The organism is Acidovorax sp. 100 (assembly GCF_003688355.1).
Lineage (GTDB): Bacteria > Pseudomonadota > Gammaproteobacteria > Burkholderiales > Burkholderiaceae_C > Acidovorax > Acidovorax delafieldii.
This window is the reverse complement of record NZ_REFD01000001.1, coordinates 2377056-2402689: the sequence shown is the minus strand read 5'-3', so window position 1 is coordinate 2402689 and position 25634 is coordinate 2377056. Positions and strand designations below refer to the sequence as shown.

At 65.5% G+C, this 25634-nt stretch carries 21 protein-coding genes; 15 read left to right on the top strand and 6 right to left on the bottom strand.

All coding sequences use genetic code 11. From position 1 onward, the window contains the following. The 5 genes from badI to C8C96_RS11075 all read left to right on the top strand — a co-directional run bounded on the left by badI (position 1) and on the right by C8C96_RS11075 (position 5528). The gene (gene badI, locus C8C96_RS11095) at positions 1-783 is read left to right on the top strand and encodes a 2-ketocyclohexanecarboxyl-CoA hydrolase (protein WP_099730828.1); all 783 of its coding nucleotides are present in this window, start codon (positions 1-3) and stop codon (positions 781-783) included. Positions 784-803: 20 nt separating this feature from the next. Beyond that, positions 804-1961, top strand: a complete 1158-nt coding sequence (aliB, locus tag C8C96_RS11090) for a cyclohexanecarboxyl-CoA dehydrogenase (protein ID WP_056058286.1) — start codon at positions 804-806, stop codon at positions 1959-1961. Between the two features lie 70 nt (positions 1962-2031). After that, positions 2032-3675 (top strand): cyclohexanecarboxylate-CoA ligase, encoded by a 1644-nt coding sequence (gene aliA, locus C8C96_RS11085; RefSeq protein WP_121942351.1) that lies wholly within the window; start codon positions 2032-2034, stop codon positions 3673-3675. Between the two features lie 60 nt (positions 3676-3735). After that, positions 3736-4728 (top strand): tripartite tricarboxylate transporter substrate binding protein, encoded by a 993-nt coding sequence (locus C8C96_RS11080; protein WP_121942350.1) that lies wholly within the window; start codon positions 3736-3738, stop codon positions 4726-4728. A gap of 23 nt (positions 4729-4751) precedes the next feature. Further along, positions 4752-5528: an enoyl-CoA hydratase-related protein gene (locus tag C8C96_RS11075; RefSeq protein WP_121942349.1), complete on the top strand. Its 777-nt coding sequence runs from the start codon at positions 4752-4754 to the stop codon at positions 5526-5528. Positions 5529-5578: 50 nt separating this feature from the next. Here the strand turns inward: C8C96_RS11075 and C8C96_RS11070 are convergent, their stop codons facing one another. The 3 genes from C8C96_RS11070 to C8C96_RS11060 form a co-directional block, all read right to left on the bottom strand. Continuing rightward, entirely contained in the window at positions 5579-6076 is a 498-nt protein-coding gene (locus tag C8C96_RS11070; protein ID WP_056743974.1) for a MarR family winged helix-turn-helix transcriptional regulator, read from the bottom strand. 18 nt (positions 6077-6094) lie between these two features. Next, on the bottom strand, positions 6095-6301 hold the full coding sequence (locus C8C96_RS11065; protein ID WP_121942348.1) for a hypothetical protein: 207 nt from the start codon (positions 6299-6301) through the stop codon (positions 6095-6097). A gap of 89 nt (positions 6302-6390) precedes the next feature. After that, complete coding sequence (locus C8C96_RS11060) at positions 6391-8040, bottom strand: methyl-accepting chemotaxis protein (RefSeq protein ID WP_121942347.1); 1650 nt, start codon at positions 8038-8040, stop codon at positions 6391-6393. A 488-nt stretch (positions 8041-8528) separates the two neighbouring features. Here C8C96_RS11060 and C8C96_RS11055 point away from each other — a divergent pair, with 488 nt between their 5' ends. Continuing rightward, a complete protein-coding gene (locus C8C96_RS11055) occupies positions 8529-9743 on the top strand; it encodes a nitrate/nitrite transporter (RefSeq protein ID WP_121942346.1) in 1215 nt (404 codons plus the stop codon). Between the two features lie 266 nt (positions 9744-10009). On the opposite strand, the gene C8C96_RS11050 is transcribed toward C8C96_RS11055, so the two are convergent. Further along, positions 10010-11791 (bottom strand): bifunctional protein-serine/threonine kinase/phosphatase, encoded by a 1782-nt coding sequence (locus C8C96_RS11050; RefSeq protein ID WP_121942345.1) that lies wholly within the window; start codon positions 11789-11791, stop codon positions 10010-10012. 332 nt (positions 11792-12123) lie between these two features. Here C8C96_RS11050 and nirB point away from each other — a divergent pair, with 332 nt between their 5' ends. The 7 genes from nirB to C8C96_RS11015 all read left to right on the top strand — a co-directional run bounded on the left by nirB (position 12124) and on the right by C8C96_RS11015 (position 21714). Further along, a complete protein-coding gene (gene nirB / locus C8C96_RS11045) occupies positions 12124-14571 on the top strand; it encodes a nitrite reductase large subunit NirB (protein WP_121942344.1) in 2448 nt (815 codons plus the stop codon). A gap of 20 nt (positions 14572-14591) precedes the next feature. Next, on the top strand, positions 14592-15404 hold the full coding sequence (locus tag C8C96_RS11040) for a type IV pili methyl-accepting chemotaxis transducer N-terminal domain-containing protein (protein WP_121942343.1): 813 nt from the start codon (positions 14592-14594) through the stop codon (positions 15402-15404). A gap of 68 nt (positions 15405-15472) precedes the next feature. Further along, positions 15473-15874: a nitrite reductase small subunit NirD gene (nirD, locus tag C8C96_RS11035; RefSeq protein WP_005798149.1), complete on the top strand. Its 402-nt coding sequence runs from the start codon at positions 15473-15475 to the stop codon at positions 15872-15874. Positions 15875-16001: 127 nt separating this feature from the next. Then, positions 16002-18848 (top strand): nitrate reductase, encoded by a 2847-nt coding sequence (locus C8C96_RS11030; protein WP_121942342.1) that lies wholly within the window; start codon positions 16002-16004, stop codon positions 18846-18848. Positions 18849-19014: 166 nt separating this feature from the next. Beyond that, the gene (gene ybiB / locus C8C96_RS11025; protein WP_121942341.1) at positions 19015-19938 is read left to right on the top strand and encodes a DNA-binding protein YbiB; all 924 of its coding nucleotides are present in this window, start codon (positions 19015-19017) and stop codon (positions 19936-19938) included. After that, positions 19935-20768 (top strand): uroporphyrinogen-III C-methyltransferase, encoded by an 834-nt coding sequence (gene cobA, locus C8C96_RS11020; RefSeq protein ID WP_099730841.1) that lies wholly within the window; start codon positions 19935-19937, stop codon positions 20766-20768. The genes ybiB and cobA overlap by 4 nt, the downstream gene beginning before the upstream one ends. Before the next feature lie 241 nt (positions 20769-21009). Beyond that, entirely contained in the window at positions 21010-21714 is a 705-nt protein-coding gene (locus tag C8C96_RS11015; RefSeq protein WP_121942340.1) for a type IV pili methyl-accepting chemotaxis transducer N-terminal domain-containing protein, read from the top strand. Positions 21715-21802: 88 nt separating this feature from the next. Here C8C96_RS11015 and C8C96_RS11010 read toward each other — a convergent pair whose 3' ends face one another. Beyond that, entirely contained in the window at positions 21803-22291 is a 489-nt protein-coding gene (locus C8C96_RS11010) for an acyl-CoA thioesterase (protein WP_121942339.1), read from the bottom strand. A gap of 118 nt (positions 22292-22409) precedes the next feature. Between C8C96_RS11010 and C8C96_RS11005 the strand changes: the two genes are divergently transcribed. After that, positions 22410-23543 (top strand): sterol desaturase family protein, encoded by a 1134-nt coding sequence (locus C8C96_RS11005; protein WP_056743951.1) that lies wholly within the window; start codon positions 22410-22412, stop codon positions 23541-23543. Positions 23544-23562: 19 nt separating this feature from the next. Here the strand turns inward: C8C96_RS11005 and C8C96_RS11000 are convergent, their stop codons facing one another. Then, on the bottom strand, positions 23563-24045 hold the full coding sequence (locus C8C96_RS11000) for a DUF4124 domain-containing protein (RefSeq protein ID WP_056058397.1): 483 nt from the start codon (positions 24043-24045) through the stop codon (positions 23563-23565). A gap of 233 nt (positions 24046-24278) precedes the next feature. Here C8C96_RS11000 and C8C96_RS10995 point away from each other — a divergent pair, with 233 nt between their 5' ends. Beyond that, entirely contained in the window at positions 24279-25463 is a 1185-nt protein-coding gene (locus tag C8C96_RS10995) for an ABC transporter substrate-binding protein (protein WP_121942338.1), read from the top strand. Positions 25464-25634 lie beyond the last annotated feature (171 nt).

Sequence of the window (25634 nt, the reverse complement as noted above, 5' to 3'; positions counted from 1 at the left end):
ATGAATTTCGAAGACATCCTGTACGAAGTGCGCAACGGCGTGGCCTGGATCACCATCAACCGGCCCGACAAGATGAACGCCTTTCGCGGTCAGACCTGCGACGAAATCATCAAGGCGCTGAACAAGGCCGGCTATGACCGTGATGTGGGTGCCATCGTGCTGGCTGGCGCTGGCGATCGCGCTTTCTGCACTGGCGGCGACCAATCGGCCCACAGCGGCAACTACGACGGCCGCGGCACCATTGGGCTGCCTATGGAAGAGCTGCACACCGCCATCCGCGACGTGCCCAAGCCCGTGATCGCCCGCGTGCAAGGTTTTGCGATCGGCGGCGGCAACGTGCTGGCCACCATCTGTGACCTGACCATCTGCTCCGACAAGGCGCAGTTCGGTCAAGTCGGTCCCAAGATGGGCTCAGTGGACCCCGGCTACGGCACGGCTTTCCTGGCCCGGGTCGTCGGAGAAAAGAAAGCGCGCGAGATCTGGTACCTCAACCGCCGCTACAGCGGCGCCGAGGCCGTGGCCATGGGCCTTGCCAACTTCTGCTTCCCGCACGACGAGCTGGATGCAGAAGTGCAAAAAATTGGTGAAGAGCTGTGCGAGCGCAGCCCCACCGCGCTGGCCATTGCCAAGCGCAGCTTCAACGCCGACACCGCCCACCAGGCCGGCATTGCGGGCCTGGGCATGTATGCGCTCAAGCTGTACTACGACACCGAAGAGTCGCGAGAAGGCGTGAACGCTTTGAAAGAGAAGCGCAAGCCCGAATTCCGCAAGTACGTGAAGTAAGCAACCGCCGGAGAAGAACGATGAACCCGAACCCGTACATCAACGAAGACCTGCAGGCACTGGCTGAAACGGTGCGCCGCTTTGCGCAGGAGAAGGTCGCACCTGGCTTTTTGGAGCGCGACAAGACCCGGGTGCTGGACCGCGCCCTGCTGCGTGAAATGGGATCGCTCGGGTTCATCGTGCCGGAGTTGCCCGAGCAGTTCGGCGGACTGGGCATGGGGTGTCTGGCTGCGGGCGTCATCCACGAAGAGATTGCCCGTGCCGACCTGAGCTTCTCGTACCTGAATCTGCTGGCATCGCTCAACGCGCAGATCCTGTCCAAGTATGGCAACCCTGACGTGGTCGGCCCCTGGCTGCAGAAGCTCATTCAAGGCGAAGCGATCTGCGCCATCGCCCTGACCGAGCCGCGCGGCGGCTCCGACGCCGCCAACCTGCGCCTGAAGATCGACCGCGATGGCGACCATTACGTCATCAACGGTGAAAAGACCTCCATCTCGGCCGCCGACCAGGCCGACATCACCGTGGTGTTTGGTCGCACCGGCACACCCGAGCAGGCCGCGCATGGTGTGACCGCCGTGCTGGTGCCCATGGATACACCTGGCATCACCACCAACCGCTTTGACTGCCATGGCCAACGCGCCATTGGCCGCGGCTCGATCTTTTTCGAGAACGTGCGCGTGCCCATCAGCCACCGCCTGGGCGACGAGAACAAGGGCTTCGTGCAGGTAATGCACGGCTTTGACTTCTCGCGCTCGCTCATCGGTCTGCAATGCCTGGCCGTGGCGCGCGTGGCACTGGAGGAAACCTGGGAATACATCACCCAGCGCCAGGCCTTCGGCCAGCCGCTGTCGGCGTTCCAGGGCGTGACGCATCCGCTGGCGCAGTACGACACTGAGGTCGAAGGCGCTCGCCTGCTGTGCCTGCAGGGCCTGTGGCTCAAGGACAAGGGCCTGCCGCACACCGCAGAAGCCGGCATGGCCAAGTGGTGGGGCCCCAAGCTGGCCTACGACGTGATCCACCAATGCCTGCTGTGCTTTGGCCACGGCGGCTACGACCGCGGACTGATGGAGCAGCGCCTGCGCGACGTGCTGGGCTTCCAGATCGGAGACGGCACGGCGCAGATCATGAAAACCATCATCGCCCGCGCCCGAGCCGGCCGCAAGTTTGTGCCTGCCTGAGCGCCCCCCCAAGTCACCACAGCTCACTGCAGGCCACGGATCACCCACAACAACACCAGGAGACAAGACCATGGAATTTGACGCTGTACTGCTCCCCCCGCGCCGCACGCAGCGGGTGGCCGAAGGCCACTGGCGTGACCGCACCATCAACGATGCGCTGGACGCCTGCGTGGCCACCTGCCCCGACAAGCGGGCGCTGACCGCGCTGCAAGTGGAAACGGGAGCCACCACCCGCTTTACCTACCGCGAGTTAGCACGCATGGCTGATCGCATTGCCGTGGGCCTGTCGCGCCTGGGCGTGGGCCGGGGCGACATCGTGGCGTGCCAGTTGCCCAATTGGTGGCAGTTCACGCTGACCTACCTGGCCTGCTCGCGCATCGGTGCCGTAATGAACCCGCTGATGCACATCTTTCGCGAGCGCGAACTCTCGTTCATGCTGCAACATGGCGAGGCCAAGGTGGTGATTGCGCCCCAAACCTTTCGGGGCTTTGATTTTGAGCAAATGATCACCGCCCTCCAGCCCACCCTGCCGCACCTCAAGCACGTGGTGGTGGTCGGTGGCAGTGGTGCCAACAGCTTTGACGCCCTGCTCAGCGGTCCCGAATGGGAACAGCAGCCCGATGCGCAAGCCATCCTGACCGCCCACCGCCCCAGCCCCGACGAAGTCACCCAGCTCATCTACACGTCGGGCACCACGGGCGAGCCCAAGGGCGTGATGCACTCGGCCAATACCGTGATGGCCAACATCATCCCGTACGCCGAGCGCTTGCACCTGGGTGCCGACGACGTGGTGTTGATGGCCTCGCCCATGGCACACCAGACGGGCTTCATGTACGGCCTGATCATGCCCATCCTCCTACAGGCCAGTGCCGTGCTACAGGACGTGTGGGAGCCCACCAAGGCCATTGCACTGATCAATGCAGAGAAGGCCAGCTTCACCATGGCCTCCACGCCGTTCCTCACCGATCTGGCGCGTACGGTGGCCGACAGCGGCGTAGCCGTACCCAGCCTGCGCACCTTTTTGTGCGCTGGCGCGCCCATCCCCGGTCCGCTGGTGGAACAGGCGCGCAAGGCGCTGGGCGCCAAGATCGTCTCGGCCTGGGGCATGACCGAGAACGGCGCTGTCACGCTCACCCGTCTGGAGGACGACGATGAACGCTCTTTCAACACCGATGGCTGCCCGCTGCCTGGCGTGGAGATCAAGGTGGTGGATGTGGACGGCAACGCCTTGCCGCCAGGCGAGCCCGGCAAGCTGCTGCTGCGCTCATGCTCCAACTTTGGCGGCTACCTGCACCGCGCGCACCTGAACGCCACCGACGCCGACGACTGGTTCGACACCGGCGACCTGGCCCGCATCGACGAGCGCGGCTACCTGCGCATCACCGGCCGCAGCAAGGACGTGATCATCCGCGGCGGCGAGAACATTCCGGTGGTCGAAGTCGAGTCGCTGCTCTACCGCCACCCCGCCATCGCCATGGCGGCCATCGTGGCCTACCCTGACGAGCGCTTGGGCGAGCGGGCCTGCGCCGTGGTGGTGCCCAAGCCCGGGCAGACCATCGACCTGCCAGGCCTGGTGCAGTTCCTCAAGGACCAGAAGATTGCCGTGCAGTACATCCCCGAGCGCCTGATCGTGCGAGACGTGATGCCAGCCACACCGTCCGGAAAGATCCAGAAGTTCAAGCTGCGCGAAATGCTGCGCGAACAGGTTGCCTGAAGGTTGCCACCGTTTTCCCGTCGATCACTACTACACAACAAACCAGCAGGAGACAACGACATGCTTACACACCAAGCTTCCCCCATCCGCAGACGCCTCATCCAGTCTGCCGCCCTGGCACTCTGTGCCCTGGGCGCCATCGGCACGGCGCATGCGCAGGCCTGGCCCACCAAGCCGGTCAAGATCGTGGTCGGCTTTGCCCCAGGCGGCACCACCGATGTGATGGCACGCGTCATGGCCCAGTCGCTCACCGAAGCGCTGGGCCAGCCCGTCGTGGTGGACAACAAACCTGGCGCCAGCGGCAACGTGGCAGCGGCCGAAGTGATTCGCGCACCTGCAGACGGCCACACCTTCCTGATTGCGCCTACTTCGTTCGAAACGGCCAACCCTTTCCTCTTCAAGCAGAGCATTGCCCCGGCCAAGGACCTCACGCCCATCGCGGGTGTGGGCCGCAGCCAGATGTACCTGGTGGTCAAGCCCCAGTCCACCTTCAAGGACGCCAGGGAGTTTGTGGCTTATGCCCGCGCCAACCCGGGCAAACTGTCGTACTCCTCCGCAGGCCCCGGCACGCCACCGCACCTGGCGGGCGAGCTGTTCAAGAAGGTCACTGGCGTGTTTGCAACGCACATCCCTTACCGGGGCGCAGCGCCTGCATTGCAGGATGTGATGGCCAACCAGGCGGACTATGTCTTTGACCCAGGCATTGCCTTCCCGCACGTGCGCGCAGGCAAGGTACGCATGCTGGCCGTGGCGGGGGCCAAGCGGTCGTCGTTCTTCCCGGATGTACCCACGCTGGCAGAGCTGGGCTTCAAGGGTGCGGAGCTGGACATCTGGTTTGGCATGTGGGCCCCCAATGGCACGCCTGCAGACGTCACGGCCCGCATGGCCCGGGAGATCGGCAAGGTGCTGGCCCTGCCCAGCACCAAGAACCGATATGAATCGCTGGGCGCCGAGCCCGTGGGCCTGGACAACGCCGAGTTCCGCACCCTTCTGACCGAAGAGACCAAGCTGCTGTCTGGCCTGATCCAGGAAGCCAAGATCAACATCGACTGACCCGGCCACCCGCCACACCCACCATGAATGATGCTTTGGTACTGACGGAAACCCGGGGCCGGGTGGGCGTGATCACGCTCCACAGGCCCCAGCAGCTCAACGCACTCAACGACGCCCTGATGGACCAGCTGGGCGCCGCCCTGCTGGCCTTCGATGCGGAAGACGATGTCGGCGCCATCGTCCTCACCGGCAGCACCAAGGCATTTGCGGCCGGTGCAGACATTGCGGCCATGGCCGACTGGTCGTTCATGGATGTGTACAGGGGCGCCTTCATCACCCGCAACTGGGAGACCATTCGCCAAGTGCGCAAACCGGTGCTGGCGGCCGTGGCAGGCTTTGCCATGGGCGGCGGCTGTGAGCTGGCCCTGGCCTGCGACATCATCGTTGCCGCTGAATCAGCCCGGTTCGCGCTGCCTGAAATCAAGCTCGCCATGCTGCCGGGCGCGGGGGGCACGCAGCGCCTGCCGCGCGCCATCGGCAAGGCCAAGGCGATGGACATGTGTCTGTCGGCCCGCATGCTTGATGCGCAAGAGGCCGACCGCTATGGTCTGGTCTCGCGCGTTGTACCCGACGCCGAGTTACTGGACCGCACGCTTACCCTCGCGGCGCAGATTGCCAGCTTCTCGCTGCCCGCACTCATGGCCATCAAAGCATCGATCAACCGCGCCTGGGAAAGCCCGCTGACTGAAGGCATTCTGTTTGAGCGCCATGCGCTGTACGAGCGCTTTGCCAGTGCCGACGCCCACGAGGGCATGCACGCGTTCCTGGACAAACGCGCCCCAGCGTTCGAACATCGCTGAGCTGAAGGCCCCGGTCACCCCCAACCGGCAGCGGGAAGTCCTTAGCGGGCTCAGCCCTCGGACTCCGCGCCAGTATCCAGCCGCTGCATGTTGTCCAGCAGCTTGAGCAGGTAGTGCAGCGTGTGGGTGATGTCTCCCACCGAGAATTCGTCCAGCGCCTGCTCGTAATATGCATCGATCTTGGGCCGGGCCTTGACCAGCCACGTCATGCGTCCGGACTCGGTCATCTTGATCAGGCGGGAGCGGCGGTCCTTCTCATCGGTCTCCATACAGATGTGGCCATCGCGCTCCAGGCGTCCAATCACCCCCGCGAGGTTCTGGCGGCTGACCAACAGGTAGCGCGCCAGCTCGTTCACCCCCATACCCTGCTGCGCTTCCTCGCGCGAAAGGGCACCCAGCACCGCCCATTGCTGCGTGGTCAGCCCCTCGCTCTCGACCGCTCGCGAACCGGTTTTATGCAACAAGTTCGCACATTGGTACAGCCGAAAAAACAACCGGTTAGCCAGCTCCATACGGGCAATCTGTGCTTTGGAATCAGGGTGGTGCATGCGTGAGTTCTTAGTGGGTTATGCAGACTGCAACCGCGCGGCAATCAAGTCAACATATTGTCTCACTTCAACATCCACCCCGCACCACACCATCACGATCAACCCAACCACCGGCTTTGTCTCTTGCCCTTCGGACTGCATGAATTCAAGCACCCGGTGCGCAACACAATCATTGGCGATCTTCTGCTGATCGAAATCCACAACCCACCGAAAGCGGTCGCGCAACGGGCCAACGCCCTCGGCACTGCGAGCGGGCGGACCATAGGGGCGACAACACCGTCATCGCGCGCTGTAGCGCATGCGGCTGTGTGGGCTCAGGCCGCCGCCAGCGCCCGGCTGCTGGATGAGGCCTTCATCTCCTTGCGCAGCGCTACCGCATCGCGCGACTGGGCGGGCGCCGACGCGTCGATGCGGAACACCTGCACGGTCTCGGTCATGGTCTGCGCCTGGCCATTGAGCTGCATGGCCGATGCGGCGTTCTCTTCCACCAGCGCGGCGTTCTGCTGCGTGATGGTATCGAGCTGCGCCACCGCAGAGTTGACCTGCGAGATGCCGCTGAGCTGCTCGTTGGAAGCACTGTGAATCTCGCCAATCAGTGTGTTGACCCGGCGCACCAGCTCCAGCGACTCGGTCATAGTTTTCTGCGCAGCGTCGGTTTTTTCATGGCCCTCGGTCACCTTGGTGGCCGAGTCGTCGATGAGCTGGCGGATCTCCTTGGCGGCCGAAAGCGTGCGGTGCGACAGGCTGCGCACCTCGGAGGCCACCACCGCAAAGCCCCGCCCCTGGTCCCCGGCGCGCGCAGCCTCCACTGCGGCGTTGAGGGCAAGGATGTTGGTCTGGAAGGCAATGGAGTCGATCAGCTGCGTGATCTCGCTGATGCGGCCGGATGCGGCCTGGATCTGCTTCATGGTGCTGGCCACACCGTCCACAGCGGCACTGCTGCGCTCGGTGACCTGGGTGGCCTGGGTCGCCAACACCGTGGCCTGGCGCGCGGATTCGGCGGTTTGCTTGACGGTGCCGGTGATTTCCTCCATCGACGCGGCTGTCTGCTGCAGGTTGCTGGCCTGCGCCTCGGTGCGCGACGACAGGTCCTGGTTGCCCTGGGCAATCTCGCGGGTGGAGATCTGCATGTGCTCGCTCTCCTGCCGGGCGTCCCGCACGATGGACAGCAGGTTCACGTTGAGCTGCGCCAGCGCCTTTTGCAGCTGGCCCACCGTGTCGCTGCGCGACGCCGATATCTTCTGGGTAAGGTCGCCCGCGGCCATGCGGTTGGCCCACAGCAGCATCTGCGACAACGGCGCCACCGTGACCTGGTGCAGGTAGACCGCCATGCCCAGCGCCAGCACCACCACCCCCAGCCACGCGGCCCCTGACGCCAACGACAGCGTGTGCCCGCCCAGCAAGGCGGCGCACCACGAGGCCACCACCAGCAGCAAGGTACACACCATCATCTTGCCCATGGGCCCCAGCGCCAGAGCCCGGGCCACACGGCCCCACAGGGTGTCTTTGACCAGTTGCCCGGCCGACAGCCGGTGCACCAGCGTGCCCGCCTGCTTTTCGGCCTGCATTTGCTTGTACAGCGACTCGGCCGCCTGGATCTGTTCGCGCGTGGCTTCGGTGCGCACCGACATGTAACCCGTGGGCTGGTCGCCCTGCATGAGCGGGGTGACGTTGGCCATCACCCAGTAAAACGTACCGTCCTTGCGCCGGTTCTTGACTGGGGCCGACCAGGGGATGCCTTTGGCGATGGTCTCCCACATGTCGCGGTAGGCCTCCTCGGGCATGTCGGGGTGTCGCACGATGTTGTGGGGCTGGCCCAGAAGCTCTTCTTTTTCGTAACCGCTGACCTCGATGAACATCGGGTTGCAGTACAGGATGCGGCCCTTGAGGTCCGTGGTGGACACCAGAGTCTGGCCCTTGGGAAACGCATATTCGTGCTGGCTGACCGGCAGATTGACGCGCATGGGAACCCCATTTCGTAGATGCCTTGATGCTCCCTGACCGGGCAACACGGCAGTGGAAAAGCCGAACACATCCTAAGACGAATGCAATGGATTTGAAACAAATAAATAGCGCCTCTATCGCCAACTCACCAACTCAGTGCGCAACACCAACACTGTGCGTCGCACTCCGCTGCAATGCACCAAAGTGAGCACTTGGCAGAAAATGTGCTTCATTTTTGATAGCTAAAAGTACCCAATTTACAAGCGCTTCCTGGCAATTTCATCAAAATTCCTCCCCCATATCGGCACTGGCATAGCCATTGCTTGCCATAAGGCGCGGCCAACGCTGGCCGCGTGTCAGCCCGGTGCAATGGCGGATTGGGCGAACAGGACGTTGGCGTCTTCATGGAGTGCGTTGGGGCTGGTCAGCCCGCGCGGTCCGTGTGGACGCCTTTTTGTTTTCTGGCCGGGCGAAGGGGTCACCCCCTCAGCCCTTTGCACTCACACCCATGCATTACTTCAGAGAGTTCCTCAAATCCGGCCACGCACCCACGCTGTGGGCGTCGTTTCTGTACTTCGGCTTTTCGTGCGCGGTGTGGGTCATCAACGGTGCGATGGCGCCGTTCATCCGCGAGAGCTTCCAGCTCTCCCCCACCCAGATGGGCATGATGCTGTCCATACCGATTTTTGCGGGAGCGCTGATGCGGTTTCCGCTGGGCATCCTGGCGCAGTACATCGGCCGCAAGCGCGCCACCCTGGTCGAGATGGCCGGCATCTTTTTGGCCATGGGCTATGGCTACCTGTTCGTGCACACCTTCAACGATCTGCTGGCGCTGGGCATCCTGCTGGGCGTGGCGGGGGCGAGCTTTGGCGTGGCGCTTTCGCTGGGCTCGGGCTCGTTTCCACCGCGCTACAAGGGCCTGGCCATGGGTATCGTGGGCGCAGGCAATGTGGGCACTGCCGTGGCAGCGCTGCTGGCGCCTGCCCTGGCGCAGAAGTTTGGCTGGCAGGCGGTGTATGGCTTTGCCGCCGTGAGCGTGGCCGTGCCCGCCGTAGTGATGGCGGTGTATGCGAAGGAACCGCCGGACCTCGCGCCCCACGCCACGTTTCGCGAACACATTGCCTGTCTCTTTGAAAAAGATGGCTGGGCGTTCAGCCTGATCTACGCCGTGACCTTTGGCGGCTTCATCGGTCTGACGGCCTTCCTGCCCAGCTACTTCTACGACCAGTTTGGCGTGAGCAAGGTGCAGGCAGGGCAACTGACCATGCTGGCCGCCTTTCTGGGTGCGGCACTGCGGGTGATGGGCGGCTGGCTGTCCGACCATTGGGGCGGCGTCAACACGCTCACTGGTGTGCTGGCCATCACCGCCGTGAGCATGGTGCTGTGCGGCCTGGCCGAAAACTCCTTGCCGGTGACGATGCTGCTGTTCCTGGTGTGTTTTGCGGCACTGGGCGCGGGCAACGGCGCGCTGTTCCAGCTGGTGCCGCTGCGCTGGCCGCTGTCCACGGCCGTCGCCGGCTCGATGATTGGCGAGATCGGCGCGCTGGGTGGCGGCCTCATCCCCAACGGCATGGGCTTTTCGCGCCAGTACACCGGCACCTACCTGTGGGGCTTTGTGGGCATTGCGGTGTGCGCCTCTGCCATGCTAGTGCTGTTGCGGGTCATGCAGATCCGCTGGACCCGTACGTGGGCGGAAAAGGGCGGTCGGGCACGCAGTGCCTGAGCTGGCGTAGCCAGCCAATGCGCAGCATTGCCCGCGCTTTCGCCAGAAGGGTGGCCGTGCGCGCAGCGCATGACTTGCGTTGAGCAAGTAAGCGCGACAGCGACAGCGCTTGCCACACTTTCGCCAGAAGGGTGGCCGCGCCCGGGGCGCGTGAACGTCCGTAGTCAGTCAACGCGCCGGCCACCCCACATTTCAAGCCCAATCGCCGCCAAGCGCATTTCCCATATGCATCGATAGCTATATTTTCAATAGCAAATCAATCACTCTCATCGCGGCAGAAACAGCAGCCAATACACCAGCAACAGGTTCACCAGCACACTCACCGCCAGCGCGATCTTCCACAGCGCCGTGGCATCGCGCTGCATCAGCGGCTGCGGGCCAGGGGCGGACAAGGGACGCGAAGCCCCCCGCTCGAGGGCCAGCAGCAGTTCCTCGGCGGTTTCAAAGCGTTGTGTGCGCTGGCGGGCCACAGCCTTCAACGCGATCTGGTCGAGCCAGATGGGCACGCTGGGGTTGTGGCGGCTGGGGGCCAGGGGGTCGCGGTGGTAGCGGCCCAGCTGGTACTGCACCACCTCGCCATAGGGCAGGCGCCCATGGCTCAGCAGCTGGTACAGCGTGACGCCCAGGGCGAACAGGTCGCTGCCCGCATCGGGCAACTGGCCGGCGGGGTCCCCGTTCTTTTCATAGCCCGGCCACTGCTCGGGGTTCATGTAGCTGGGGGTGCCTGCGTGCAGGCGGCGCGTGGCCTCGGGCTCGCGGCCCGACAGGGCCACGCCCAGGTCCAGCACCCGCAACACGCCGTCGTCGCCCAGGTGCAGGTTGTCGGGCTTGATGTCGCGGTGGACCACCCCTTGCCGATGCAGCCAGCCCAGCACCTGCGCCGCCTGCATCACCACCGACACGGCCTGCGGCACGCCCAGGTGCTGGCGGCCGCGCAGGCGCTGGCCCAGGGTCTGGCCCGCATGCCAGTCATAGAGCAGATAAAACGCACTGGCGCCGGGGCTTGCACCGCCCTGCTCTGGCGGCCAGGTGTTCAGGCGCGCAAGGTGCACCGCCGCATGGCCGGACTGCATGCGCCGGGCCACCCAGGCCTCATGCGCCAAAGTGGCGCGCTCCTGCGCATCGTGCGCGCGGGCGGGCACCAGCGTCTTGAGCGCGTACAGCCGCTGTGTGGCCGGGTCGCGCACCTGGTAGATGCGGTGCACGCCGCTGTCGGCCACCAGCGCGGTCACCACCAGGCCATCCACCGGCTCGCCCACCTTGAGCAACGGCAACACTGGCAAGTGCTGCGCCCGGCGGGACTCATCCTGCAAGGTGGCTTCCAGCGCCCCCTGCACCCGCACCACCAGCGCGGTCACGTTGTCGGTGCTGCCCCGGCGCAGGGCTGCGCGCGTGATCTCCTCGCTCAGCGCCTGGGCGCCGACGGCACTGGGGGTGTTGGCATCCTGCGGCTGCAGCAGCAACTGGCGCAGTTCACGCTCGGGCAGGCTGCCGTGCACACCATCGGATAGCAGCACTAGCAGGTCGCCGCTGTGCAGTTCGCCCTGGCTGTAATCCACCACCACATGGTCGTCCAGGCCCATGGCGCGGGTGAGCTGGTGCGCCAGGTCACGCTGCGCCATCACATGGTCGGTCGTCAGCAGTTGCAGCCGGCCGCCCCGCAGCAGATAGGCGCGCGTATCGCCCACATGGGCCAGCGTGTACGACTGGCCGCGCAGCACCACGGCGGTGAGCGTGGTCAGGCCCACGGCGGGCTGGCGGCGCCGGTTCATCGACGCCAGCCAGCCATTGTGCGCGCTCAGGATGCGGTCCAGCGCCACGGTGGTGTCCCAGGTGTCGGGCGTGGCGAAGTAGTCGTTCACCAGCGTGTTCACCGTGGTCTGTGCGGCTTCGCGGCCCTTGCCTCCGGTGCTTACACCATCGGCAATGGCAGCGATGGCGCCGCGTTCGCGGTCGCGCCCCTGCCCCTGCACCAGGGCGGCAAAGTCTTCATTGACTTCGTTGCGCCCGGCCTGCGAGGTATGGCCGATGTCCAGTTCAAAACTCATGCACCACCTCCATGCAGGTTCCATGCCCAAGGTGGTGCATGCACGCACCGCGCCGCGCAGCCGAGCCACCCGTCAACACCCAAAACTCCGCCCTCTGCAGGGCGGACAACACCGGATCACCCCACATCAGTGCACAAACTCTGGCACGGGCATTGCTTACCCGAAGCAACGGCCCAACTGGGCCACGCAATTCAGCGGTGCAACGGCGCACCAAGGGGTTGTATGGACGAAGGCGTCCCCACATGCGGTTTCGATGGAATGTCGGAGCTGCATCGTGTGGACGCCTTTTTTGTTTTTTGCATCGCCCAGGCGATGGAACCGACGGAGTCACGATGAAAAAGCTCAAACTGGTGATGGTGGGGAACGGCATGGCCGGTGTGCGCACGCTGGAAGAGCTGCTCAAGATTGCCCCCGATCTGTATGACATCACGGTCTTCGGGGCCGAGCCGCACCCCAACTACAACCGCATTCTGCTGTCGCCGGTGCTGGCTGGCGAGCAGACCATCGACGAGATCATCCTCAACGACTGGCAGTGGTACGCCGACAACCACATCACGCTGCACACCGGCTTCACCGTGACCGATGTGGACCGCGTGCGCCGCGTGGTGAGCGCAAGCAGCAAGGACGGCGATGTGATCACCGCCGAGTACGACCGCCTCATCATGGCCACGGGCTCCAACCCCTTCATCCTGCCCGTGCCCGGCAAGGACCTGAAAGGCGTGCTGGCCTACCGCGACATCGCCGACACACAGGCCATGATCGACGCAGCCGCCACGTACAAGCACGCGGTGGTCATCGGCGGCGGCCTGCTGGGCCTGGAAGCCGCCAATGGCCTCATGAAGCGCGGCATGACCGTGAGCGTGGTGCACGTGATGCCCTCGCTGATGGAGCGCCAGCTCGATGACGTGGCGGGCAAGATGCTGCAGAAGTCGCTGGAAGACCGTGGCATGCGCTTTTTGATGGGTGCGCAGACCCAGGAGCTGGTGGGCAATGCCGAAGGCCGGGTGGCCAGCGTCAAGTTCAAGGACGGCACCGAAGTGCCAGCCGACCTGGTGGTGATGGCCGTGGGCATCCGCCCCAACACGCAGCTCGCCGAAAAGATGCGCCTGCACGTAAACCGCGGCATCGTCGTGAGCGACACGCTGCAGACCACCACCGACGCCCGCATCTATGCCGTGGGCGAATGCGCGGCACACCGGGGCATTGCCTATGGCCTGGTGGCCCCGCTGTTCGAGCAGGGCAAAGTGCTGGCCAACCACCTGGCCGAGTTCGGCATCGGCCGCTACCAGGGCTCCCTCACCTCCACCAAGCTCAAGGTCACGGGCATCGACCTGTTCAGCGCGGGCGACTTCCAGGGCGGCGACAACACCGAAGAGATCGTGATGAGCGACCCCTTTGGCGGCGTGTACAAGAAGCTGGTCATCAAGGACGACAAGCTGGTGGGCGCCTGCCTCTATGGCGATACGGTGGACGGCAGCTGGTACTTCAAGCTGCTGCGCGATGGCCGCAGCGTGACCGACATTCGCGACAAGCTGATGTTTGGCGAATCGCACCTGGGCGACACCGGCCACCAAGGCCAGAGCAAGGCCGCCGCCATGCAGGACACCGACGAAGTCTGCGGCTGCAACGGCGTGACCAAGGGCGCTATCTGCAAGGCCATCAAGGACAAGGGCCTGTTCACGCTGGATGAAGTGCGCAAGCACACCAAGGCCAGCGCATCATGCGGCTCGTGCACGGGCCTGGTCGAGCAGATCATCATGTTCACTGCCGGTGGCGACTACAGCGCCACGCCAAAGACCAAGGCCATGTGCGGCTGCACCGACCACGGCCACCAGGCGGTGCGCGACGCGATCCGCGCCAACAAGCTGCTGAGCATTGGCGATGTGTTCAAGTTCATGGAGTGGAAGACGCCCAACGGCTGCGCATCCTGCCGCCCCGCCGTCAACTACTACCTCATCAGCACCTGGCCCAAGGACGCGAAGGACGACCCGCAAAGCCGCGCCATCAACGAGCGCAGCCACGCCAACATCCAGAAAGATGGCACCTACAGCGTCATCCCCCGCATGTGGGGGGGAGAGACCACGGCCGACGAGCTGCGCCGCATTGCCGATGCGGCCGACAAGTACAACATCCCCACCATCAAGGTCACGGGCGGCCAGCGCATCGATTTGCTGGGCGTGAAGAAGGAAGACCTGGTCAATGTGTGGAAGGACATCGGCATGCCCAGTGGCCATGCCTATGCCAAGGCACTGCGCACCGTGAAGACCTGCGTGGGCAGCGAGTGGTGCCGCATGGGCACCCAGGACAGTACGCAGATGGGCAAGGACCTGGAGCGCGCCATGTGGCGCATGTACGCACCGCACAAGGTCAAGTTCGCAGTGTCGGGCTGCCCGCGCAACTGCGCAGAAGCCGGCATCAAGGACGTGGGCATCATCGGCGTGGACAGCGGCTGGGAGATGTACGTGGCCGGTAACGGCGGCATCAAGACCGAGGTGGCGCACTTCTTCACCAAGCTGAAAACCGCCGAGGAAGTGCTGGAGTACACCGGCGCGTTCTGCGAGCTGTACCGCCAGGAAGGCTGGTACCTGGAGCGCACCGTGCACTACGTGAGCCGCGTGGGCCTGGACTATGTGAAAAAGCGCATTCTGGAAGACCACGAAGGCCGCAAGGCGCTGTGGGAGCAGCTGCAGTTCGCGCTGGACGGCGAGCCCGACCCCTGGTTCGAGTTTGACAAGGCAGCCGTGGACACGCGCCAGTTTGCCCCGCTGACCGCTGCCTGAAGCGCCCGGAGCCCCACACCATGCAACGCCGCACCTTGCTGACCGCCGCCGGCTACACCACGGCCTGGAGCACCCTGGGCATCATGTCGCTGGGCACCGCCCAGGCCCAGGTCACCGACCTGAACGACGCCATCAACAAGGCAGGTCGCCAGCGCATGCTGAGCCAGCGCATGGGCAAGGCCTGGCTGGCGTTGGCGCACAAATCCGACACGCCTGCTGCACGCGCCGTGCTGGACCAGTCGTTGGCGCTGTTCGAGCGCCAGCTGGGCGAACTCAAGGCCTACGCGCCCTCGCCCACCATCCGCGACACCTACACCAAGCTGGAATCGGCCTGGACCGACCACAAGGCCACGCTGCTGGGCACCAGCCCGTCGCGCGACGGCGCTGCCGCCTTGCTGCAGGCCGACGCCAAGGTGCTGGCCCTGGCCCACCAGGGCACCGTGCAGTACGAAGCCGCCTCGGGCAAGCCCGTGGGCAAGCTGGTCAACGTGGCAGGCCGCCAGCGCATGCTGAGCCAGCGCATGGCCAAGTTCTGCCTGTCGGCCATGCTGGGGGTGGACACCTCCACCGCCGCCACCGAGATCGCCAAGGCGCGTGACGAGTTCATCAGCGCCACCGAGCTGCTGCGCAATGCCCCACAGGCCACCGATCGCATCCGGCAAGAGCTGCTGCTGGCCGATGGCCAGTGGGTGTTTTTTGACGCCGCGTTGCAACGCCTGGGCACCAGCAACAACACCTTCCGCCAGGTGTCTGAAGTGTTTGTGAGCAGCGAAAACCTGCTCGCCAGCATGGACCGCGTGACCGGCCTGTATGCAGCGCTGGGCAGCAGCTGAAGGCCTGTCCTGCAACGGCCCCCTGCGCGCCCCTGACATCCCACCGAACAACACCAAGGACGATTCCCATGACCACCAACAACCCAACCCCTGAATGGAAGCTGATCTGCCGGGTGGACGACATCCCCGTGCTGGGCTCACGCCGCGTGGCGCGCCCCCAGGGCCTGGACGTGGCCATCTTCCGCAACGACGCCGGTGGCGTGTTCGCGCTGCTGGACCGCTGCCCGCACAAGGGCGGCCCGCTGAGCCAGGGCATCGTGTTTGGCACCCATGTGGCGTGCCCCCTGCACAACTGGACCATTGGCCTGTGCGACGGCCAGGCCTCGGCGCCCGATGAGGGCTGCACGCCGAAGTTTGCCGTGAAGGTGGAAGACGGCGCGGTGTACCTGGACGCGAGCGAGCTGGCGACGGTGGCCACGGATTTGACGCGCCCCATCGCAGGGCCTGCGCGCAGAACGGTGGGCGTGTGAGCGGTGGAGAGTGTTGCGCCCCAGGCGCCGCATGCGTACCCGGCGAGGACACGACAACACTATCAAAACAATAGCTGACAGCGCAACATGCACTAGCGCCTGAGGCCAAAACAACCCCAACCACGCCATGCAAGAAACCAAATCCACCTGCCCCTACTGCGGCGTAGGCTGCGGCGTGATCATCGAAAGCACAGGCACCCAGATCACCGGTGTGCGCGGCGACCCCACACACCCCGCCAACTTTGGCCGCCTGTGCACCAAGGGCTCGACCCTGCACCTCACAGCCACCAGTCCGGTCACCCTGCAAACCCGCCTGCTGCACCCCCTGCAACGCGCACAGCGCAGCGAAGCCGCCCTGCCCGTGACCTGGGATGCCGCACTGACGCTGGCGGCCGACCGGTTCGCCCACACCATCGCCCAGCACGGCCCTGACGCCGTGGGCTTCTACGTCAGCGGCCAGTTGCTCACCGAGGACTACTACGTCTTCAACAAGCTCGCCAAGGGCCTGATCGGCACCAACAACATCGACACCAACTCGCGCCTGTGCATGAGCAGCGCTGTGGCCGGCTACAAGCAAACGCTGGGCGCCGACGCGCCGCCCGCCTGCTACGACGACGTGAACCACGCGCAGTGCCTGTTCATCGTGGGCAGCAATGCGGCCTGGGCCCACCCCATCCTGTTCCGCCGCATCGAAGACGCACGCGCCGCCAACCCGGGCATGAAGGTCATCGTGGCCGACCCGCGCCGCACCGACACGGCGGGCATGGCCGACCTGTTCCTGCCCATCCAGCCCGGCAGCGACGTGATGCTGTTCAACGGCATGCTGCACATCATGCTGTGGGAGGGCTGGGTCGACACCGCCTACATCGCCGCCCACACCACGGGCTTTGACGACCTCAAGGCCCTGGTGCGCGACGCCACGCCCGAGCGCGTGGCGCAGACCTGCGGCATCAGCGTGGCCGACCTGACCACCGCCGCCAAATGGTTCGCCACCTCCAAAGCCACCCTGAGCCTCTACTGCCAGGGCCTGAACCAGAGCAGCAGCGGCACGGCCAAGAACGCCACACTCATCAACCTGCACCTGGCCACCGCGCAGATCGGCAAACCCGGCGCGGGCCCCTTCAGCCTGACGGGCCAGCCCAACGCCATGGGCGGGCGCGAAGTGGGCGGCCTTGCCAATTTGCTCAGCGCCCACCGCGACCTGGCCAACCCGCAGCACCGCGCCGAAGTCGCCGCGCTGTGGGGCGTGGCCGATGTGCCCAGCAAGCCCGGCAAGACGGCCGTAGAGATGTTCCAGGCCGCTGCCGACGGCGAGATCAAGGCCCTGTGGATTGCCTGCACCAACCCCGCGCAAAGCATGCCCGACCAGGCCACCGTGCGCCGCGCTCTGCAGCGCGCCGAGTTTGTGGTGGTGCAAGAAGCCTTTGCCACTGCCGCCACCTGCAACTACGCCGACCTGCTGCTGCCCGCCACCACCTGGGGTGAAAAGACCGGCACGGTGACCAACAGCGAGCGCCGCATCTCGCGCGTGCGCACTGCCGTGCCCGCACCCGGCCTGGCGCGCCACGACTGGGCCATTGCGGTGCAGTTTGCGCACCAGCTGGAGGCACGCCTGCGGCCTGGTGCACCCACGCTGTTCCCCTACGCCACAGACGCTGCCGATATGGGCGCAGAAGCCGTGTGGAAGGAGCACCGCGAGAGCACACGCGGGCGTGACCTGGACATCACGGGGCTGTCCTGGGAGATGCTCGAGGCCCAAGGCCCGCAGCAGTGGCCGCTGGAAGATGGCACCACCACCGGCAAGGCCCGCCTGTACGAAGATGGCGTGTTCCCCACCGCCGACGGCCGCGCGCGTTTTGCTGCGCATGCATGGCAACCCACCGCCGAGCCCCGCGAATCGCGCTACCCCTTCAGCCTGACCACGGGCCGGCTGCGCGACCAGTGGCACGGCATGACCCGCACCGGCACGCTGGGCCGCCTGTTTGGCCATGTGGCCGAACCCAGCCTGCAGATGCACCCGCAGGACATGGAGCGGCGCAAGCTGGCCAGCGGCGACCTGGTGCATGTGACCAGCAAGCGCGGCTCTATCGTGGTGCCCGTGTTGGCCGACACCACGCTGGGCCTGTCGCAGGTGTTCATGGCGATGCACTGGGGCAGTGAATTTTTGAGCGGCGTGTCCTCCACCGGCGAACGGCTGGCGGGCGTGAATGCGCTCACCACCTCGGCGTTCTGCCCCACCTCCAAACAGCCCGAACTGAAACACGCGGCCGTCAAGGTGCTCAAGGCCGAACTGCCGTGGACGCTGCTGGCCATGGCCTGGCTACCTGCTGAAGGTGCACTGGTAGCGCGCGAAACCTTGTCCGCACTGATGGCGCAGTTTCCCTATTTTCAGTACACGAGTTGCGTGCCCTTCAGCAACAACACCCCGCTGGATGAGCCCGGCCGCGAGCGCACTGGCGTGCTGCTGCGCGCCGCCGCCCACGAGGCACCGCCCGATGCGTTGATCGCACAGATCGAAGCCCTGCTGGGCATGGCAGGCGCCGACACGCTGCGTTATGCCGACAAAAAACGCGGCCAGCGCCGCGCCGCACGGCTGGCCCGCCAGGGCGACAACACCACGCTCGAAGGCATCGTGCTCGCTGGCGACACCAGCGCCGAAGGCTGGCTCAAGACCCTGCTGCAGGAAGAGCTTCCTACACAGACCTACGGCCGCCTGCTGCTGGTGCCCGGCGCCAAGGCCCCCGTGGCCGTGCAGTCGCGCGGCAAACCGGTGTGCACCTGCTTCAACGTGACAGACGCCGCCATCACCGCCCAACTGGCGCACTGCCATGGCACTGACGACGACCGCCTGGCGCAACTGCAAGGCCAACTGCGCTGCGGCACCAACTGCGGCTCGTGCGTGCCCGAACTCAAGCGAATGGTGAGATCCACGGGACCGCTGGCATCCAAACCGTTCGCGCAGGCCGTCATATAACCAAAAGTTGTCTGAGCTCAAGGAAAATAGCGCACCAACACCCCACAGCATCAGGATGGGTGCAACAGGGCTCCAGCTAGGCATCGCGGCGCAGACAGTACTTGCGTACGGCAAGCCGAGATAACGACGCTGGAGCCCTGTTTCACCCATCCCGCCAACACAGACCATGGGCATTAGCCAGTACATCAAGGAAATCGGCCGCGGCGCGCGCGGCGCCAAGCCGCTGACGCGCGAGCAGGCCACGGACCTGTTCGGCCAGGTGCTGGACGGTGCCGTGACCGATCTGGAGATTGGCGCCTTCTGCCTGGCCATGCGCATCAAGGGCGAGACGTCCGAAGAGATGTGCGGCTTTCTGGACGCCACCCACCAGCGCCTGGCGTTGCTGCCCGCCACCGACCGCCCGCTAATCGTGCTGCCCAGCTACAACGGCGCACGCAAGCTGCCGGTGCTGACGCCGCTGCTGGCGCTGCTGCTGGCCCGTGAAGGGTTGCCCGTACTGCTGCACGGCATGCGCACCGAGGCGCGGCGCGTTTTGGCATCGGATGTGCTCAATGCGCTAGAAGTACCTGCCCTGATAGCTCCTGAAAAGATAGCAAATGGCACAGTCCGCCATATCCACACCCAGCACCTGCACGCAGGGCTGGCACGCCTGCTGGCCGTGCGCGAGGTGGTGGGCCTGCGCAACCCAGGGCACAGTGTGGTCAAGCTGATGAGCCCGTGCGCGGGGCCGTCGGTGGTGGTCACGGCGTACACACACCCCGAATATTTCGAGATGCTGCAGAGCACCTTCCGCACCCTGGGGATGAACGCCTTGCTCTCGCGCGGGCTGGAGGGCGAGGTCGCCACCGACCCACGCCGCACCCCCCGCTACGACGGCTTTGTGCACGGCGTGCATACGGTGCTGGAGGCACAACAACCGGGCACGGCCAGCGAGGTGCCCGGTCTGCCCGCCGAGATCGATGTGGCCACCACAGCCGCCTACACACGCCAGGTGCTGGCGGGCGATTTGCCCATTCCACACGCCATTGAACGGCAGGTGGAACATATCTTGCGACTGGTCGATCAAACCGTTTCGGAGACATCCCCATGAGCCGCCCCACGCCTTCCACCACATCGCCCACAGCCCCACCCCACCTGGGCACCGGCGGCAGCTGCACGTTGGTGGGCGCAGGCCCGGGCGACCCGGAGTTGCTCACCCTCAAGGCGCTCAAGGCCATCCAGGCGGCCACCGTGCTGCTGGTGGATGACCTGGTGAGCGATGCCATCGTGGAGCACGCATCGCCCACGGCGCGCATCGTCTACGTGGGCAAGCGCGGCGGCTGCAAAAGCACGCCACAGGCCTTCATCGAAAAGCTGATGCTGATGGCCGTGAACGAAGGCGAGAACGTGGTGCGCCTCAAGGGCGGCGACCCCTTCATCTTCGGCCGGGGTGGCGAAGAGGTGGAGCACCTGCGTGCCGCCGGTGTGCAGGTCACCGTCATCAACGGCATCACCGCAGGCCTGGCGGGCCTGACCTCGCTGGGCGCACCGCTCACGCACCGTGAGCATGCCCACGGCGTGGTGTTTGTCACCGGCCACGCCAAGCCCGGTGACGCGGGCACCGACTGGCGCCAACTGGCCGCCACGGCGCGCGACGCCAAGCTCACGCTGGTCATCTACATGGGTGTGAGCGGCGCCGCCACCATTGAGCAAGAACTGCTCACCGGCCTGCCTGCCGACACACCGGTCGCCGTCATCCAGCACGCCAGCCTGCCGCACCAGCGGCATGCCATCACCACCCTGGGCGCGCTGCACGCCACCATCACCCGCGAAGGGCTGGCCAGCCCCTCGGTGATTGTGGTGGGCGATGTGGTGCGTGGTGTCGCACTGGCAGTGCAGGACGCTGGCGCAGTGCCGTTGCAGGCCCGGCGCGCGGGCTGAGCACACACAACGACCCCCACAATTCCACAGTCCCGATTGCGCGCTGCGCAGGTCGGAGATGCACCGTGCGCGAGCGCAAACCAATGTGCTTCAGGGCACGCCCACGCGCTGCGCAGCCGCGTGTTTGATCAAGCCTGGCCTCCCGCTACACAGCACCGCATTGGGTCACGCGGCTGTACACACATTGGCCCGGGTATTGCTTGACGACATGCATCTGAATGCAACACGCACAAGGAACACCATGGCAGCCTTCCCCCTCCCCGCACGCACTTCCAGCATGCCCACGCTGTCGTCCCCTGCACAGGCTCCATCGCGCGATGGGGGTATGTCGCTCGTCAATCTTGCAGCGCGCCAGCGCATGCTGTCGCAGCGCATGGTGCTGCAAACCGTGCTGGCCGCGCGCGGCAGCGACCTGCACCTGAAGGCCGCGCGCAGCTCGCTCACGCTGTTCACCGACAGCCAGGCCCGGCTGGTCGACACGCCCCGCCACCTCGATGCCGTCAGCGGCGAAATCATCCGCAAGGCCTACCACGGCCCCCTGGGCGTGGGCGCCACCATCGACGCGTTTGCCCAGCAGGTGGGCACGGCGCTGGACCTGGCCGAGCGCCAGAGCCCGCGCGTGGAAGACGCCCTGGCTAGGCTGGTCGAAACCACCGACGGTGTGCTCGACGCACTCAACGCGGCCACCACCGCGTTCGACCAGGTGAGCAAGGCGCAGTCCGAAACCCTGATGAAAGAGCTGGCCGGCATCGTGGCCTCGATCCAGACCGTGGCACGCGAGGCCAAGGTGGTCAGCTTCAACGCCCAGGTGATGGCAGCGCGTGCCGGGCAGCACGGGCGCGAGTTTGCGGTGGTGGCCAATGTGCTGTCAGGCATCACCAACGAAATTGACGGCCTGTCCCTGCAGGCGGTGTCATTGGCCGGACGCAGCCGCAACGCGGCCTGAGCAGCACAGCGTGAGGGGCAGAGAAAAGGCCCGGGGCGATGCGCCCAAGGCCTTCGAAGGCGTCCATTCAAGGCGCCCACTCAACGGGTTACTGCCCGGCGGTTTCTCGCACTTGCTGAAACTGCTGTGCCAGTTCCTTGCGCAGCGTCTTGCGGATCACCGCAGCGTCCCAGCGGCGGCGTTCGTCGGGGGTGGAAGGCGACAGTGCCGGCACCTGCACGGGCTTGCGCGCCTCATCCACCGCCACCATGGTGAAGAAGCAGCTGTTCACATGCCGCACCACCTGCGAACGGATCTCTTCGGCCACCACCTTGATGCCGACTTCCATCGACGAGCTGCCCGTGTAGTTCACGCTGGCCAGAAAGGTCACCAGCTCGCCCACATGGATGGGCTGCAAAAACATCACCTGGTCCACGCTCAGCGTCACGGTGTAGCAGCCCGAATAGCGGCTGGCGCACGAGTACGCCACCTGGTCCAGCAGCTTGAGGATGGCGCCGCCGTGCACGTTGCCCGAAAAGTTGGCCATGTCTGGCGACATGAGCACGGTCATGCTGAGTTGGTGTGAAGGGATGTTCATGCAGCGATTTTAGAAAGCTGCGTGTGCTGCGTCGCGTGCAAGTTGAGCCCGGTGCACTGCGGGTGGCAGCTTCGCTACACTCGCGCAGCACCTGCTGACCGGGTGCGAGGAGGAACCGATGATCGAACTAGAAAAACTCAACGAATTCACCGAAAGCCACGGCGCATTGCGCACCGGCAAAGGGCTGGTGTCGGGCGTGATTGCACTCACGCTGGCCATCCTGTGCCTTCTGGGCGTGTTGGCCTTTCACTTCCCCGAGTACCTCACCACGCCGCAGCTGCGCAAGAGCTACGACGTGGCGGTGATACGCAACATCATGCTGGTGGCCATGGCAATTGCGGGCGGCATCTCGTTGGTCAACATCCTGTTCAACCGCGCCCGCTGGCTGGCCACCTTCGCGTTTGCCATCGTGGCCATTGCCGCGCTGCTGGGCGGCCACAAGGTGGAGGTGGACCCGAACTTCCCCGACAACACCCCCTATATCGGCCTCGACTGGTTCATCCTGGACCTGCTGGGCAGCTCGCTGATCTTCATCTTCATCGAGAAGCTGTTTGCGCTGCGCAAAGACCAGCCCATCTTCCGCGCCGAGTGGCAGACGGACTTTCACCACTTCATCGTCAACCACATGGTGGTGGGTTTTGTGCTGCTGGCCACCAACCTCATCGTGCACAAGTTCTTTGGCTGGGCGGCCAGCGACGGCATTCGCGGCTGGGTGCAGGGGCTGAACTTCTGGGTGGCACTGTTCCTCATCATCCTGGTGGCCGACCTGGTGCAGTACTGGACCCACCGCGCCTACCACGAGGTGCCCCTGCTGTGGCGCCTGCACGCCGTGCACCACAGCGTCAAAAGCATGGACTGGATGGCGGGCTCGCGCCAGCACATCCTGGAGCTGCTGATCACCCGCACGCTGGTGCTGGCCCCCATCTATGTGCTGGGCTTCAGCAAGGAAGTGATCGACGCATACATCGTGGTGGTGGGCTTCCAGGCCGTGTTCAACCACGCCAATGTGAGCGTGCGACTTGGGCCGCTGCGCTACGTGCTGGTCACGCCCAACTTCCACCACTGGCACCACAGCCAGGACCAGGAGGCGCTGGACAAGAACTACGCCGCGCACTTCGCGTTTCTGGACTACCTGTTTGGCACCGCCGTCAAAAGCACCAAGCTCTGGCCCGAGCACTATGGCGTGCTGGGCGACTACGTGCCCAACGGCTTTGTGAAGCAGTTCAAGTTTCCGTTCACCTGGAAGGGATGAGGACTCCTCAGCTGCAGGGCTAGGGCATCGCCGCCAGCTCTCGCTCCAGCACCCGCAGTTGCTCGCGCAAGGCCTCGGTCCGTTCTTCACACGCGGCTTTGGCATCGGCGGCCTTTTCCGCACCCTCCTGCACAAACTGGTTGCCCGACGGCAGGTTGCCGCGCCGCAGCGGCCCTGCCGTGGCCACGGCATTGGGCTGGGCTGTGCATTCACGCTGGTTGCGCTCGATAGCGGCGCGCGCCTGGGGGATGCCCTGGGTCTGCAGGTAGTTCTTGCGCTGCCAGGTGGGGCCAAACGCGCCCTCGGCCAAAGGCGCTACGGGTGGCTGCACCGGGGTGGCGCCACGGGTGGTGGGGCGCACGTCGATCTTCTCGCCCTCGCCCGCACAAGGCGCGTCCTGGAACGACACCTTGCCATTGGCGTCCGTGCACTTGTTGATGGCCCAGGCGGGGGCCAGGCAGCCCAGCGCCAGGGCACAGAGGGCGTAGCGGATCAAAGTCATGGTGTTGTCCTCGGCAGGTCCATGCCACATGCTACCGCGCCGCATGGGGCGGGGCGAATCGCACCGTCTTGCGCGGGTGCCGTCAGAGCCGTGGGTGGATAGACACATGTCCCTAAGATGACGCGCCCCCGGTAGAAACCCGGTGCGTGCGGGGCACAGCGCCCTCCTACCATCGCCGCTCTTCGGGGCCTCGCAGCCCTTTGAATCGGTTTTTTTGCTGGAGATGCTGTGTGATGAAGACCCCGAATGCAAATGCATGGCCCGCCGACCAGGGGCTACCCCTGGCGCGCCGCCGCAGCCTGGTCCTTGCGCTGGCCGGTAGCGCGGCCCTGGCTGGCCTGCCCGCCCGCGCACAGCCCGCCGGCGGCGGCAAGGGAGACATCCTCATCGGCCGCTCAACCGCACTGTCAGGCGGCATGGCGCCGTTTTTGTCGCCCATCCACGAGGGACAGGAGGCCGCCGTGGAAGACGCCAACGCCAAGGGCGGCATCGGTGGCCGCAAGATCCGGCTGGTGTCGCTGGACGATGGTTTTGACGCCCGCCGTGCGCTGGACAACGCCAAGCAGCTGAGCGAAAAAGACGGCGTGCTGGCACTGTTTGGCGTGGCCGGCACCTCGCAGGTCATGACGCTGCTGCCCTACCTGGCGCAGGCCAAACTGCCGCTGATCTCCGTGTACACCGGCAGTCCCGCCGTCCGCGCGCAGCAGCACCCCTACCTCTTCACCACCCGCGCCAGCTATGCCGACGAACTGGTGAAGATCGTGCGCAACCTGGTGGCCGTGCAGACCTCGCGCATTGCTGTGGCCTACGAAAACAATGACTTCGGCAAACTGCTGCTGCCCCTGGTCGAAAAAACGGTTGCCGCCGAGGGCGCTACGCTGGCGGGGTCGCATGCGCTGGCCTCGTCGGGTGAAGACGCGAACGAAGCCGCCAAGGCCCTGGCCACACAAAAGCCGCAGGCCGTGCTGCTGGTGGCGGCAGGCCCGTCGGTAGTGGCCTATGTGCGGGCCAACCGGGCTCACCTGGGCGTGCCCATCTACACCCTGTCGCTGGGCGCAGGCACCGCTGTGCTCAAGGCGCTGGGCGACGATGCGCGTGGCCTGGCGGTGGCGCGAACGGGCCCCTCGCCCACCAAGCCCACCATTGCGCTCACGCGCGACTTTCAGGCCTCCATGAAGCGCTACGACAAGCCCGTGGACTACGACCGCTACACCGGCTACATGGACGCGCGCGTGCTCATTGAAGGCCTGCGCGCTGCGGGGCCTGGCGTCACGCGCGCCAGCCTGGTCACTGCCATGGAGGGCCTGGGCAATCTGGACCTGGGCGGCTTCAGCTACCAGTTCAGCCCGCAGAACCACCACGGGTCCAACTATGTGGACATTGCGGTGGTGGGCACGGGCGGGGTGTACAGGCAGTAAGCGCCGCATCAGCAGTCGCTGGCGGCTTCGGCGCCAGCGGGCCTGCAGGACATGGCACACAGCGTGGCCGTGCCGCAGTGACCACCACAGCGCCGCGCAAAGGCATCACTCTGGCTACCGGGTGCAGCGGGCTGCGTCCCACCCGGTGCGTTGTGCCGCCAGAACAACAAA

Coding starts and splice junctions, on each gene's coding strand:
- nirB (WP_121942344.1), top strand. CDS start 12,124: ATGAAAAAGCTCAAACTGGTGATGGTGGGGAACGGCATGGCCGGTGTG.
- C8C96_RS11060 (WP_121942347.1), bottom strand. CDS start 8,040: ATGCGCGTCAATCTGCCGGTCAGCCAGCACGAATATGCGTTTCCCAAG.
- aliB (WP_056058286.1), top strand. CDS start 804: ATGAACCCGAACCCGTACATCAACGAAGACCTGCAGGCACTGGCTGAA.
- C8C96_RS11000 (WP_056058397.1), bottom strand. CDS start 24,045: ATGACTTTGATCCGCTACGCCCTCTGTGCCCTGGCGCTGGGCTGCCTG.
- ybiB (WP_121942341.1), top strand. CDS start 19,015: ATGGGCATTAGCCAGTACATCAAGGAAATCGGCCGCGGCGCGCGCGGC.
- C8C96_RS11010 (WP_121942339.1), bottom strand. CDS start 22,291: ATGAACATCCCTTCACACCAACTCAGCATGACCGTGCTCATGTCGCCA.
- C8C96_RS11050 (WP_121942345.1), bottom strand. CDS start 11,791: ATGAGTTTTGAACTGGACATCGGCCATACCTCGCAGGCCGGGCGCAAC.
- C8C96_RS11030 (WP_121942342.1), top strand. CDS start 16,002: ATGCAAGAAACCAAATCCACCTGCCCCTACTGCGGCGTAGGCTGCGGC.
- C8C96_RS10995 (WP_121942338.1), top strand. CDS start 24,279: ATGAAGACCCCGAATGCAAATGCATGGCCCGCCGACCAGGGGCTACCC.
- C8C96_RS11055 (WP_121942346.1), top strand. CDS start 8,529: ATGCATTACTTCAGAGAGTTCCTCAAATCCGGCCACGCACCCACGCTG.
- aliA (WP_121942351.1), top strand. CDS start 2,032: ATGGAATTTGACGCTGTACTGCTCCCCCCGCGCCGCACGCAGCGGGTG.
- C8C96_RS11075 (WP_121942349.1), top strand. CDS start 4,752: ATGAATGATGCTTTGGTACTGACGGAAACCCGGGGCCGGGTGGGCGTG.
- cobA (WP_099730841.1), top strand. CDS start 19,935: ATGAGCCGCCCCACGCCTTCCACCACATCGCCCACAGCCCCACCCCAC.
- C8C96_RS11080 (WP_121942350.1), top strand. CDS start 3,736: ATGCTTACACACCAAGCTTCCCCCATCCGCAGACGCCTCATCCAGTCT.
- C8C96_RS11015 (WP_121942340.1), top strand. CDS start 21,010: ATGGCAGCCTTCCCCCTCCCCGCACGCACTTCCAGCATGCCCACGCTG.
- badI (WP_099730828.1), top strand. CDS start 1: ATGAATTTCGAAGACATCCTGTACGAAGTGCGCAACGGCGTGGCCTGG.
- C8C96_RS11040 (WP_121942343.1), top strand. CDS start 14,592: ATGCAACGCCGCACCTTGCTGACCGCCGCCGGCTACACCACGGCCTGG.
- C8C96_RS11005 (WP_056743951.1), top strand. CDS start 22,410: ATGATCGAACTAGAAAAACTCAACGAATTCACCGAAAGCCACGGCGCA.
- nirD (WP_005798149.1), top strand. CDS start 15,473: ATGACCACCAACAACCCAACCCCTGAATGGAAGCTGATCTGCCGGGTG.
- C8C96_RS11070 (WP_056743974.1), bottom strand. CDS start 6,076: ATGCACCACCCTGATTCCAAAGCACAGATTGCCCGTATGGAGCTGGCT.